The 13,095-nt window shown below is 42.0% G+C and carries 13 protein-coding genes; 12 read left to right on the top strand and 1 reads right to left on the bottom strand.

Annotation, left to right across the window (positions count from 1 at the left end):
* The first annotated feature begins 135 nt into the window (after nt 1–135).
* The 12 genes from wecB to J2S74_RS22725 all read left to right on the top strand — a co-directional run bounded on the left by wecB (nt 136) and on the right by J2S74_RS22725 (nt 12,045).
* The gene (wecB, locus tag J2S74_RS22670) at nt 136–1,278 is read left to right on the top strand and encodes a non-hydrolyzing UDP-N-acetylglucosamine 2-epimerase (protein WP_307330510.1); all 1,143 of its coding nucleotides are present in this window, start codon (nt 136–138) and stop codon (nt 1,276–1,278) included.
* Between the two features lie 166 nt (nt 1,279–1,444).
* Entirely contained in the window at nt 1,445–3,733 is a 2,289-nt protein-coding gene (locus J2S74_RS22675) for a S8 family serine peptidase (protein WP_307330513.1), read from the top strand.
* 435 nt (nt 3,734–4,168) lie between these two features.
* Nucleotides 4,169–4,405, top strand: coding sequence for an AtpZ/AtpI family protein (locus J2S74_RS22680; RefSeq protein ID WP_307330516.1), 237 nt, complete (start codon nt 4,169–4,171; stop codon nt 4,403–4,405).
* A complete protein-coding gene (locus J2S74_RS22685) occupies nt 4,402–4,809 on the top strand; it encodes an ATP synthase subunit I (RefSeq protein WP_307330519.1) in 408 nt (135 codons plus the stop codon). Before J2S74_RS22680 ends, J2S74_RS22685 begins: the two co-directional genes overlap by 4 nt.
* Nucleotides 4,810–4,869: 60 nt before the next feature.
* On the top strand, nt 4,870–5,610 hold the full coding sequence (atpB, locus tag J2S74_RS22690) for a F0F1 ATP synthase subunit A (RefSeq protein WP_307330522.1): 741 nt from the start codon (nt 4,870–4,872) through the stop codon (nt 5,608–5,610).
* Nucleotides 5,611–5,756: 146 nt separating this feature from the next.
* Nucleotides 5,757–5,972 carry a F0F1 ATP synthase subunit C gene (gene atpE / locus J2S74_RS22695; protein WP_217067090.1) on the top strand — a complete coding sequence of 72 codons (216 nt, stop codon included), beginning with the start codon at nt 5,757–5,759 and terminating at the stop codon, nt 5,970–5,972.
* A 165-nt stretch (nt 5,973–6,137) separates the two neighbouring features.
* A complete protein-coding gene (atpF, locus tag J2S74_RS22700; RefSeq protein ID WP_307330528.1) occupies nt 6,138–6,641 on the top strand; it encodes a F0F1 ATP synthase subunit B in 504 nt (167 codons plus the stop codon).
* Nucleotides 6,638–7,192: a F0F1 ATP synthase subunit delta gene (locus tag J2S74_RS22705; protein WP_307330532.1), complete on the top strand. Its 555-nt coding sequence runs from the start codon at nt 6,638–6,640 to the stop codon at nt 7,190–7,192. Before atpF ends, J2S74_RS22705 begins: the two co-directional genes overlap by 4 nt.
* Before the next feature lie 11 nt (nt 7,193–7,203).
* Nucleotides 7,204–8,709, top strand: coding sequence for a F0F1 ATP synthase subunit alpha (atpA, locus tag J2S74_RS22710; protein WP_307330545.1), 1,506 nt, complete (start codon nt 7,204–7,206; stop codon nt 8,707–8,709).
* Between the two features lie 349 nt (nt 8,710–9,058).
* Nucleotides 9,059–9,955 (top strand): ATP synthase F1 subunit gamma, encoded by an 897-nt coding sequence (gene atpG, locus J2S74_RS22715; RefSeq protein WP_307330548.1) that lies wholly within the window; start codon nt 9,059–9,061, stop codon nt 9,953–9,955.
* A gap of 110 nt (nt 9,956–10,065) precedes the next feature.
* Nucleotides 10,066–11,478, top strand: coding sequence for a F0F1 ATP synthase subunit beta (gene atpD / locus J2S74_RS22720; protein WP_307330550.1), 1,413 nt, complete (start codon nt 10,066–10,068; stop codon nt 11,476–11,478).
* 159 nt (nt 11,479–11,637) lie between these two features.
* The gene (locus tag J2S74_RS22725; protein ID WP_307330551.1) at nt 11,638–12,045 is read left to right on the top strand and encodes a F0F1 ATP synthase subunit epsilon; all 408 of its coding nucleotides are present in this window, start codon (nt 11,638–11,640) and stop codon (nt 12,043–12,045) included.
* A 225-nt stretch (nt 12,046–12,270) separates the two neighbouring features.
* On the opposite strand, the gene J2S74_RS22730 is transcribed toward J2S74_RS22725, so the two are convergent.
* The gene (locus tag J2S74_RS22730) at nt 12,271–12,819 is read right to left on the bottom strand and encodes a transposase (RefSeq protein WP_307330552.1); all 549 of its coding nucleotides are present in this window, start codon (nt 12,817–12,819) and stop codon (nt 12,271–12,273) included.
* Nucleotides 12,820–13,095: the final 276 nt, after the last annotated feature.

Consider the following 13,095-nt stretch of genomic DNA (forward strand, 5'->3'; position numbering starts at 1 on the left):
TACGCAAAATACTTCGAGGGTGAGTCAAAAGGTTGAAAAAACACCTTTTGACTCACCCTCTTTTCTTTTTCCATCCTAACTTTTGCATCTCCCTCATATGTATTAAACAAGCGTATCATATAGGGAGTGATATTTTTGCCGAAACAAATAAAGGTGATGACCATATTTGGAACAAGACCTGAAGCCATCAAGATGTGTCCATTAGTATTGGAGCTGCAAAGGGAAAGGGACATTTTTGAACCGATTGTCGTAGTCACGGGGCAGCACCGAGAAATGCTGGATCAAGTGTTGCGGATCTTTGGAGTGGTGCCTCATGTGGATTTAAATATAATGAAGCCGCGGCAAACTTTATTGGATGTGACTGTTAGGGCTTTAGAAGGATTGGATGAAGTACTGAAAGGGGTTCAACCAGATATTGTCCTCGTTCATGGGGATACAACAACCACTTTTGCTGCGAGCTTAGCAGCTTATTATAATCGAATTCCCGTTGGACATGTGGAGGCAGGCTTACGTACGTGGAATAAATATTCTCCGTTTCCAGAGGAGATGAATCGACAGTTCACAGGGGTGTTAAGTGACCTCCACTTTGCCCCCACGAAAAAGGCGGCGGACAATTTATTCCGGGAAGGTAAGGGGGAAACTTCCGTTTATATTACAGGCAATACGGCAATCGATGCATTAAAAACAACCGTAACTGAGGATTATCGACACAGGATTTTAGATCACCTTGGTGAGGACCGTTTGCTGTTAGTAACAGCTCATCGCCGGGAAAACTTAGGTGAACCAATGATTAATATGTTTCGAGCAATTCGCAGGCTCGTAAATGAATATTTTGACGTGCAAGTAGTTTACCCCGTTCATCTAAATCCTATTGTTCGTGATTTGGCAGATAAGGTGTTAGGAGACAACCCGCGAATACATCTCATAGACCCCCTTGAAGTCCATGATTTTCATAACTTTGCGGCCCGTTCCTATTTGATTTTAACGGACTCAGGCGGGGTGCAGGAGGAAGCCCCTTCTCTAGGTGTTCCTGTATTAGTATTGAGAAATACGACAGAGCGACCTGAAGGAGTGGACGCTGGAACCTTGAAGCTAGCCGGAACAGATGAAGAGAATATTATTAATCTGGCAAAAAAATTATTAGACGATCAGGAAGCTCATGCTACCATGTCCAAGGCATCGAATCCCTATGGAGACGGTGAAGCCTCACAGAGAATCGCAGAGGCCATTAAATATTACTTCGGAAAACGGGAAAACAGGCCACCCCCATTCCAATAAAGTTATGTTAAATGGTTGCTCGCGGAAAGCATCCACCAGTAACGAACCGACAAATATGTGAATGAAATTTACCCAGAATTGGTATGCTAAGGGGAAATAAATTCCCCTTAGCTTTAATTTTTTCAGCATTAGAAATAAATGTTAGGGAGTAGAGGTGATCTGTTACATGGGTAAGACAAGATGGCGATATCTCGTGCTTGTCTTTCTTTTCATTTTACAAGTACCGCTCCAACATGGATATACAGCCTCAACGGATATGGAGCAGCAGGTATTACCGATTCATTTTCCAAATAGGCCTGTATTTACTGATAATGAAGATGAATCGGCCATTTTTATTGTGGAAGCAAGTGGAAACCCAATGGAAGCCATTGAATTAGTAAAATCAGTATTCCCTTCAGCAAAAATTAGAAGGACTTTCCAAAAGCTATATAATGGATTTTCTTTAGAGATCACTCGGAAGGACGTGGAAAGGCTTACCACCCTTCAAGGGATTAACCGAATTGATGAAGTTGCGTATTATGAGCCTTCCCTTGACGAAAGTGTCCCTTTCATCAGTGGTAATGACATTCGTCAGCTCCTTGATGAAGAAGGGGAAAAGATTACTGGTAAAGGTGTAAAGGTTGCTGTCATTGATACAGGAATAGACTACGAACATCCCGATTTAAAAAACAATTACTACGGCGGTTTCGATGTCATTGATGAAGATGACGATCCAATGGAAACAAAACAGGAGCAGGGGATCCCTACCTTGCATGGCACGCACGTAGCTGGAATTATTGCAGCAAATGGCCGGTTGAAGGGGGTTGCCCCTGATGCGGAAATTTACGCATACCGTACATTAGGTCCAACAGGAATGGGGACAACAGAGCAAGTCATTGCAGCCATTGAAAAGGCTGTGGAGGATGAAGTGGATATTTTAAACCTGTCTTTAGGGAATACAGTGAACGGACCAGATTGGCCAACAAGTGTGGCCCTCGATAAAGCGGTAGAAAAGGGGGTTGTGGCCGTTACTTCCAATGGAAACAGCGGACCAAGCCTTTGGACGGTAGGCTCACCAGGTACCTCTTCTAAAGCCATTTCCGTTGGAGCATCGACACCACCAATGCGAGTTCCCTATTTAAAGACGGGACCAAATGATGAGGAGGAAATTCCGGTCATTCCTATGCAGCGGGCAAAGCCTTGGGAAATGAAGCGGGAATACCCAGTTGAATTTCTAGGATTAGGGACGCAGGATGATTATATAAACAGGGACGTCCGTGGAAAAATAGTCCTTGCTGAGCGTGGCCAAATAAGTTTTACCATAAAGGCAAAGCTTGCGAAACAAGCAGGAGCAGAGGCGCTAATCGTCTATAATCACACAGACGGTGAATTCTCTGGAATGCTAGAAGAGCCGGTAGATCTCCCGGTTATTAGTATTTCTAAAAATGTGGGAGAATCCATAAAAGCTCAATTAGAAAAAAAGGATGTTTACCTTCGTACTGTTTATCGGCAGGAAGAGGACTTTATTGCACCATTTAGTTCCCGGGGGCCTGTTACCTATACGTGGGATATTAAACCCGACGTAGTGGCACCAGGTGTCGCCATCGACAGTACTGTTCCGAGGGGTTACTTAAATTTGAATGGGACGAGCATGGCCGCTCCTCATGTGGCTGGTGCAGCAGCCTTAATAAAACAGAAGCATCCGGATTGGACACCGGATCAAATAAAGGCAGCATTAATGAATACAGCCAAGCCCTTGGTGGATCAGGACGGAGAACTTTATCCACCCCATGTGCAGGGAACGGGCAGGATACAACTTAATGAGGCTTTGAATGCAGAAACTCTCGTATACCCAGGTTCCGTGTCCTTTGGCAAATGGCTTCGTACGGACAGTCGCTTAGAAAAAACAGTGGAACTTACGATTGAAAACCATTCTGATGAGCGAAAACGATATACAATTGAACCACCATTCCAGGTTCCCGACGGAATTCAATGGAAGGTACCTTTTTCCCTCTATTTATCCCCTGGGGAAAAAAAGACGGTACCTATTACAATGGATGTACTTCCATCTGTTTTTAAAGAAGGTATCTACCATGACATAATCAAAGTAAGAAGCGGAACAGACGTTGTAAATGTTCCATATATGTTTTTCGTAGAAGAACCGAATTACCCAAGGTTGATGGCGTTCATGTTCGAACAAACGACGGAACCAAACACCTTCCACTATGAGGTGTACTTCCCAGGAGGAGCAGATACTTTCGGAATAGCCCTCTATGACCCAGATACCTTCCAATTCATCAAGTACATTGATATACAAAATGAAATTGAGAGGGGCATGTACGAGCAAGATGTGAAAGTGGAAGGCCTGAAGCCAGGAATATACAAAGCCCTAATCTTTGCAGAAAAAGAAGGACACGAAGATACCATCGAAAGGGACATCTATATCGGCACCTGGGAGTTAGGGGAAACCCCTTAGTACCACCAGTGCACGAAATCCACTTGTAAAAAATGATTTCGTGCACTGGAACCCTGGAGTAGTGCACCAAATTAGAAAGGAAAACAAATTAAAAAACTTTCCTGCAGCTTATTTATCAACAAAACCACTATAAAATGAGTGGTTATAATAAATTGAATATTCAAACATTATTTTTTCCTTGATTTAGCAAAGACAATAGGACTTTTTTTATGTATAATAAAGATTGTGTGAAATAGAGGGATTTTTCAAAAAACAGGGCGTTTAGAAAGCGCTTTTAATTACTAAAAGAAACAGATGCCATCTGCCATATTTTACGAACAAATTCTCAATTGACATACAGGTACCCCTATTGTACGATTACAAAGGATATTTATCCAAGTAATGTAATAGGAATAAAATTTAATTGAGAAATCCTACTGTAAGGGTGAGTGCAACATGCAGGAGCCTTCTAAAAAATTTCGACAAGTGGTAAGATTACTTGCTTTAATGTCAACGATCAGTTCCTATTTCGTAGGGTCTGTATTGGTTGGTATTTTCGGCGGGAGATGGTTGGACAAGCAATTTGATACGGGGACAACGTTTCTCATTATTGGATTGCTCCTCGGAATTGGTACAGCAGTCACAGGGATTTACTACGCAATTCGCCGTTTTTTAGGGGGCGACCAAACATGAATGATTATAAAGCTGTTGCCAAACGATACTGTATGTACACAGTAATTTTAATTATTATCTTCTTAATTATTGCTCTATTCTTCACAAGTCAACGTTTTTTTCTTGGACTTGCATTGGGGACAGCATTTAGTCTCCTTAACCTTCTAAGTACATATCATCAGGTGAAGTCCATTGGTACAATTTTGGAAGGTGGTACCGTCCGATGGACATTTGGTACGGCAACGAGAATTATTACAGCGGTACTGGGAGTGTTCATTGGAATGCAATTTCCACAGTACTTTGATTTAATGGGTGTAATCATAGGTTTAATGATTACCTATGTTCTTATATTAATTGAACCAATTTTTTTCTTTAAGCAGTTGAATAATCAGACTGGCGCAGGTGAAGGGAATCGCGAAAACTAAAGCTAAAATCCCTCATCTATCGACCAACAAGAGTATTTACAAGAAAAGAGGTGAGAGTAATTGGGTGATTATTACAGACAACCTGTCGTATTCCTATTTGATAATCCGAACTTAGGGATCAACTTAGCGAACGTGTTCCTAGTTACTGTTTCGATGGCAATCGTGTTTTTGGTTCTTTTCTTCATGTCTAGAACAATCAAGATGTATCCAACAGGTGCTCAAAACGCCCTGGAATATTTGATTCAGTTCATTAAGAATGTAATTAGCAGTACGATGGATTGGAAGCAGGGTAAACACTTCGTTATACTTGGAATTTCCATCATCCTCTATGTATTTGTGTCAAACATGATGGGTATTCCATTCGAGATGGCGGCAACAACAGAGGAAGGGTATAAGTATGTTTGGTGGAAGTCACCAACATCTGAACCGATATTGACTCTATCCTTAGCAGCGATGGTAATCGTAATGACACACATTTATGGTATTAAGTTGAAAGGGCCGAAGGAGTATGGGAAAGATTATTTCCGTCCAGTATTCTTCTTGTTCCCATTCAAAATCATTGAGGATTTCTCTAACACATTAACGTTAGGAATGCGTCTTTACGGTAACGTATATGCGAAGGAAGTACTAATGGTAATGCTTGTAGGTTTAGGGACTTCTGGAATCCTTTGGGGGATATTCGCATTTGCACCAATGGTTGTATGGCAAGTCTTTGGTACATTTATCGGGGCACTACAGGCCTTCATCTTCTGTATGCTGACAATGGTATACATGTCTCACAAAGTAAATGAAGAGCACTAAGTTCATTTACGTGCGCAGGTGAAAAAACAGTAATGCGCATACAACAAAAGCAACACTCTAATACCTTGGTAATTATGCTCTTAATCATATAGAGCGTTACAAAATAAAAAATAAACTATTTTTCATAATTTAAGGAGGATTTTATCATGGAATTTTTAGCAGTAGCAATAGTAGCAAGTTTCGCTGCCATCGCAGGGGCGTTTGGTGTAGCAATCGTAGTACGTAGTGTAGTTCAAGGTATCGCTCGTCAACCAGAAATGAGAGGGCCAATCCAGTTACTATTATTCATCGGTGCTCCATTAGTAGAGGCGGTTCCAATCCTTGCTATCGTAATTGCCTTCATGTTATACGGTTCTCTATAAGTTAAGGTTTGAATGGTAGGATAATTTTAGACTTTGTCATAAGACAACAATTCCTAAAATTGAGAAACATCTCTACCGTGTAACAGTAAGCTTAAATGGCGGAGAAGTTGAATAGTCTTCGCCTTTCCTTATGAAAGGACTCGAAAGCGAAGGAGGCGAAAAAATTTGGATGCATTATTTGGAACACACCTTACTTGGTTAGATGCTGTTTATCAAATTCTAGGATTTCTAGTGTTAATGTGGCTATTAAAAAGATATGCACTCGGTCCAGTAATGGATATGATGGAGAAACGTGAAAAGCACGTTGCTGATCAAATCTCCTCCGCGGAAAAAAACCGTGAAGAAGCTGAAAAGTATTTAGCTGAACAACGAGAAGCTATCCAAACCGCTCGCAATGAAGCAAAAGAAATCGTAGAAAGAACAAAGAAGTTAAGCGAACAACAAGCTAGCGAGATCATCGCCAGTGCGAAGAAGGACGCAGAGCGTATAAAAGAAACGGCTATTGCCGAAATCAATCAAGAAAAAGAACAAGCAATCTCCGCGCTTCGTGAGCAAGTTTCTACCTTGTCTGTCTTAGTGGCAACAAAAGTAATTGAGAAGGAACTAAATGAGCAGGAGCAAGAAAAGCTTATTCGAGAAACTCTTAAAGAAGTTGGCGAAGAGCTATGAGAAGACATCCAGTAGGCTATCGCTATGCAAGTGCATTGTTTGAGTATGCACAAGAAAATAATGTACTAGATCAACTTTCTCAAGAGCTAGAGGTTGTCTCACAGGTTTTGCAAGATACGAACCTTCTTGACGAAGTGTTTATTCATCCGAAGATAACTTCAGATGAAAAGAAGAGGATTGTAACTAATAGTTTTAAAGGTAAGGTAAGTGAAGCGGTTCTTAATCTGCTATATATCTTAATTGATAAAAAGCGGGAAGAAGTTCTCCCATCCATTGTGAGAGATTTCAAGAACCTTTCCAACGAAGCAAAAGGAATTGCAGAAGCAACGGTCTACTCAGCAAAAAAGCTGTCAGACGATGAGAAGCAAGCTATTGCTCAAGTTTTTGCCGCTAAGGCAGGCAAGCAGCAGCTGCTTATTGAAAACGTTGTTGATAAAGATATAATCGGCGGTTTGAAGGTTCGAATCGGCGATCGTGTATATGATGGAAGCGTTGCACAGAAGCTTGAACGCCTACAGCAGCGTATGATGTACGGGAACGTTAGTAGATAGGGGTGAACGTAATGAGCATCAGAGCCGATGAGATCAGCTCTCTTATAAAAAAGCAGATTGAAGGCTATCAATCTGAAATTGAAGTAAATGATGTTGGTACCGTCATCCGAGTTGGAGACGGAATCGCTGTGGCTCACGGTCTTGAAAATGTAATGGCCGGAGAGCTTTTAGAGTTTTCAAATGGTGTCATGGGAATGGCACAAAACCTTGAAACTGATACAGTAGGTATCATTATTCTTGGGCCTTATACAGAAATTCGTGAAGGTGATGAAGTACGCCGTACTGGACGTATCATGGAGGTTCCAGTTGGTGAACAGCTTCTAGGACGTGTAGTTAACTCATTAGGTCAGCCGCTAGACGGCCGCGGCCCAATCGAGACGACAAAAACTCGTCCAATCGAAAGCCCTGCTCCTGGTGTTATGGATCGTAAATCGGTACATGAACCACTTCAAACAGGGATTAAGTCGATCGATGCCCTTATTCCAATCGGACGTGGTCAACGTGAGTTAATCATTGGAGACCGTCAAACTGGTAAAACGGCAATCGCCATTGACACAATCATCAACCAAAAAGACCAAGACATGATTTGTATCTATGTTGCTATCGGTCAAAAAGAATCCACTGTTGCGGGCGTAGTAGAAACATTACGTGAGCATGGTGCATTAGACTATACAATCGTTGTTACAGCATCTGCTTCCCAACCAGCTCCATTATTATTCTTAGCGCCATACGCTGGGGTAACAATGGGTGAGGAGTTCATGTACAACGGTAAACACGTCCTAGTTATCTATGATGACTTAACAAAGCAAGCTTCCGCATACCGTGAGCTTTCCTTGTTACTACGTCGTCCTCCAGGTCGTGAAGCATATCCAGGGGATGTATTCTATCTTCACAGCCGCTTACTTGAGCGTGCAGCGAAGTTAAGTGATGCAAAAGGTGCAGGCTCTTTAACAGCCCTTCCATTTATTGAAACACAAGCGGGGGACATTTCTGCATACATTCCAACAAACGTAATTTCCATCACAGACGGACAGATTTTCTTACAATCTAACCTATTCTTCTCAGGTATCCGTCCAGCGGTAGATGCCGGTTTATCCGTATCCCGTGTTGGTGGTTCCGCACAAATTAAAGCGATGAAAAAGGTAGCAGGTACACTGCGTCTTGACTTAGCTTCTTATCGTGAGCTTGAGGCGTTCGCACAATTTGGCTCCGACTTAGATAAAGCAACACAAGCAAAGCTTAACCGTGGTGCTCGTACTGTAGAAGTATTGAAGCAAGGTCTTCACCAACCACTTGCTGTTGAAAAACAAGTTGTAATTCTATTTGCCTTAACAAAAGGTCATTTAGATGACGTGGAAATTGCTGATATTCAACGCTTTGAAGCTGAATTATTTACATTCTTAGAGCACAACAATAAAGAGCTTTTGGATCATATCAAAAACACTGGCGGTCTTCCTGAGGAAGCAGATCTTAAGAAAGCGATTGAAGATTTCAAGCAATCCTTCAGCGCATCTTAATAAAAGTGTAGCATAGCATCTAAACAGCACAGTCCATAACTCCACTTTATTAGTATAAATGGAAGTAGTGGAAGGCGGCGACTCCAGCGGGAAAAGCAATAGCTACAAGTGTTTACTTCATGAGTTAGCTTCGAGTTGTCTCGACGGATGCAACACCAGAGCAGTGCTAGCAGAGGAAGAGACAGTAGGCCGGAGGGCGCTTTTCCCGAGGAGGCTGAAGCATTGCCCGCGGAAAGCGTCCGCCTGTAACGGATTCGATAAATTATAGTAAGTTAACAATTGGCTTATAAAAAGTGGAGTTACGGAGTCATGTTTTATTGGAGTTCGTAAGTAAAGGTGGTGAAGAACGTTGGCTTCATTAAGAGATATTAAGTCGAGAATTACCTCGACGAAAAAGACAAAGCAGATTACAAAGGCGATGGAAATGGTATCTGCTGCAAAGCTTAATCGTGCACAATCGAAAGCAACTGCCTTCTTCCCTTATACGGAGAAAATCCGTGAGGTTGTTTCCAGTATTGCTTCAGGCAATGAAGATTCAGAAGAAGGAATTTCTCACCCGATGCTAGAGGCGCGTGACGAAGTAAAGAAGACGGCTTATATTGTCATCACTTCAGACCGCGGGCTATGTGGTGCCTACAACAGCAGCTTGCTTAGGCACACATATAAAACCATAAACGAGCGTCACCAATCTCCTGAGGAGTATGGTTTGATCGTTATTGGTCGGGTTGGACGAGATTTTTTCAAAAAGAGGGGCATGCCGATCTACCAAGAGATTGTTGGCCTTCAGGATCAGCCTGAGTATGGGGAAATTAAGAATATTGCTTCTACGACGGTTCAGATGTTTGTGGATGGTATTTTCGATGAGATTTACCTACACTACAATCATTTCGTGAGTGTTATCAGTCAAAAGGTAACGGAATCGAAGCTTCTTCCTTTGAATGAGTTTGGGGCTGAAGCAGGAGCTGAAGGAGATAGCAAGAAGGCGGCTATGGAATATATCTATGAGCCGGATCCGAAGAGTATTTTGGAGAATTTGTTACCGCATTATGCGGAGAGCTTGATTTACGGGGCATTATTGGATGCAAAGGCTAGTGAGTTCGGTGCCCGTATGACAGCGATGCAATCTGCTACGAATAATGCGACGGATCGTATTGATGAGCTGACGTTAGTATACAACCGTGCTCGTCAGGCGGCAATTACGCAGGAAATCAACGAGATCGTTGGTGGAGCTGCGGCTTTAGAATAAAGTTGTTTTTGGGGTAAAATCAAGCCTCTACAAATAGATCGTGTGTAGGTATAGGTTTGTTTAAACAATCAGGACTGTTTGAACAAGTAAGGAAGTAAGGAGGAAAGCAGATGAATAAAGGACGCGTCACTCAAGTAATGGGTCCGGTCGTAGACGTACAGTTCGGCCGTGGTCAATTACCTGAAATTTATAACGCATTAAAAATTGAGCGTCAAGCTCAGACTTCTGGGGAAGTTGACGTTGACCTTACCTTAGAAGTGGCACTTCACTTAGGTGATGACACTGTTCGTACAATTGCCATGTCTTCCACAGACGGTATTGTTCGTGGTATGGAAGTTGCGGACCAAGGTAAGCCAATCGCTGTTCCAGTTGGTGACGATACATTAGGACGTGTATTCAACGTTCTTGGTGAAAACATCGACCTAGATGAGCCTATTGCTCCATCTGTTCGTCGTGATCCAATTCACCGTCAGGCTCCTGTTTATGAAGAGCTTTCTACAAAAACAGAGATCCTTGAAACTGGTATTAAAGTAGTAGACCTTCTAGCACCGTACATTAAGGGTGGTAAGATCGGTCTCTTCGGAGGTGCCGGTGTAGGTAAGACGGTATTAATTCAGGAATTAATCAATAACATTGCACAAGAGCACGGTGGAATTTCCGTATTCGCAGGGGTAGGGGAGCGTACTCGTGAGGGGAACGACCTTTACTTCGAGATGAAGGATTCCGGCGTTATCAACAAAACAGCGATGGTATTCGGTCAGATGAACGAGCCACCTGGAGCACGTATGCGTGTTGCATTATCAGGCTTGACAATGGCGGAATATTTCCGTGATGAAAAAGGTGCAGACGTACTTCTTTTCATCGACAACATCTTCCGTTTCACGCAAGCGGGTGGTGAGGTATCTGCATTATTAGGTCGTATGCCTTCTGCCGTAGGTTACCAGCCAACACTTGCTACAGAAATGGGTATGCTGCAAGAGCGTATTACATCGACGAAGAAAGGTTCCGTAACATCGATCCAAGCGATTTACGTACCTGCCGATGACTATACTGACCCAGCACCAGCAACAACGTTTGCTCACTTAGATGCTACAACAAACCTTGAGCGTAAGCTTTCTGAGATGGGTATCTATCCAGCGGTGGATCCATTAGCTTCCACTTCCCGTGCATTGTCACCGGAAATCGTTGGAGAAGAGCACTATGAAGTTGCTCGTCAAGTTCAGCAAACACTTCAAAAGTATAAAGAGCTTCAAGATATCATTGCCATCCTAGGTATGGACGAGCTATCTGAAGAAGATAAATTAACAGTACACCGCGCCCGTCGCATTCAGTTCTTCCTTTCTCAAAACTTCCACGTGGCGGAGCAGTTTACAGGCCAACCTGGATCTTACGTGCCGGTTAAAGAAACAATTAAAGGTTTCAAAGAAATTATCGAAGGTAAGTACGATGACTTACCAGAGGATGCTTTCCGTCTCGTAGGTAGAATCGAAGAAGTAGTAGAGAAAGCGAAGCAAATGCAATAAGAAGCTTGGGCTTTTGCAAAAATCGTGTAAAAAGACTTCCTAGTGAAGTATTTTGTTGGAAATCCTGATTTCTTTGAAATTTTGTAATTTCCTAGGGAATATTGCTAGGTTATAGTTGCGAATTTTGTAAAAGGGTCGCTTCGAAAAGGAGGGTGAACCGTGAAGACGATGCAAGCAAATGTCGTCACTCCTGATGGCAGCGTATTTGAAGGACAAGTAGAGATGGTTACTGTAAAAACTACGGAAGGTTCTCTTGGTATCATGGCCAATCACCTACCATTAGTTGCAAACTTAACTATCGGTGCTGTTCGCCTTAAAACAGAATCAGAAGTTCAGCTTATCGCTGTCAGTGGCGGTTTTATAGAAGTTCGCCCTGACGTTGTAAGTGTGTTAGCTGAATCAGCTGAATTACCGTCAGACATTGACGTCGCAAGAGCCCGTGCAGCGAAAGAACGTGCTGAACGCCGTCTCGAGCGAGCAAAACAAGAAAACATTGATTTCAAGCGTGCCGAGCTGGCCTTAAAACGTGCAATCAACCGATTAAACGTAGCCACCGGCGGGCAATAATAAAAGAATAATTAGATGGAAACGTCCAGAGCGAAGGCTCTGGACGTTTTTTCAGGTTTTGGGGTAAGGAGGGGGGGAGAAGCTTGCACCTATATGGTCACGGTGTCCCGGAGAAGGTTGACCGGGACGACAAAACCCAGAAAAAAAAAAGGAGAAAGGAAGAGGAAAAAGGAGCGTGAATTAGGGAGAAAATGTCCCGGACAAACCCGTCCAGGACAAATAAAATTAATAGCTACACCATTCAATATACTTCACTTTATTTTGATTATTAGACCCTTTAAATTGGTTAATAACTGGTGAAAGATCCATATAGGGTGGAATATTTGTTTGTACATTAGGCTGATAATACATCATGCTGCTCCACAGGTATATTTCTGGGTTCTTTACTATTTTAGCTTCGACAGGATTAAAGTGAATGTATTTACTTAAATGAAGAATTCCCCTTTTATCCTTAACGGGTTTGGATGTAAAGCGCCCCTCAAAAACTGGTCCTCTATAGTTGTATTTATTATTAAAGTATCGGGCATAAAGCTTGTTAATGTCGTACATAATTATTTTGGATATTTCTGTTCCGTTTGAGCTTATTTGAAGATGATAATGGTTATTCATGAGGCAGAAAGATGTAAGTTGGAAGGGGTATTTAGAATGAGTTCTTTCAACTAAATTTAGAAAGAACTGACAATCTTGTGGTTCATAAAAAAGTGACTCTTTTCTTATTCCACGGTTTAATATGTGGTACTGTTGACCTGGTGTCCATATTCTTTTTTTCGACATAATCAGATCGCTCCTACTCTAATAAAATGTTTTTTCTAAATTCGACAAATTATTTTTGTTTCCTTTTAAGTTTTTATTCAGATTTGACAGTTTTGTGAACAATTGAGAGGAAGGTTAGCAAGTGGTGTACGCTATAAAGTTCATTCCACTCCCCATGACGGTAAAACAAATTACCGTTTGAACAATTTGTTATTTTTCTATAGAAAAAAGGTATATTTTTATGTAATGGTGAATGGTATATAGTGTTGGGCTTGTTTTTGGGGATGGGGATTTTGG

This window comes from Evansella vedderi (genome assembly GCF_030813435.1).
In the GTDB taxonomy this organism is placed as follows: domain Bacteria; phylum Bacillota; class Bacilli; order Bacillales; family Salisediminibacteriaceae; genus Evansella; species Evansella vedderi.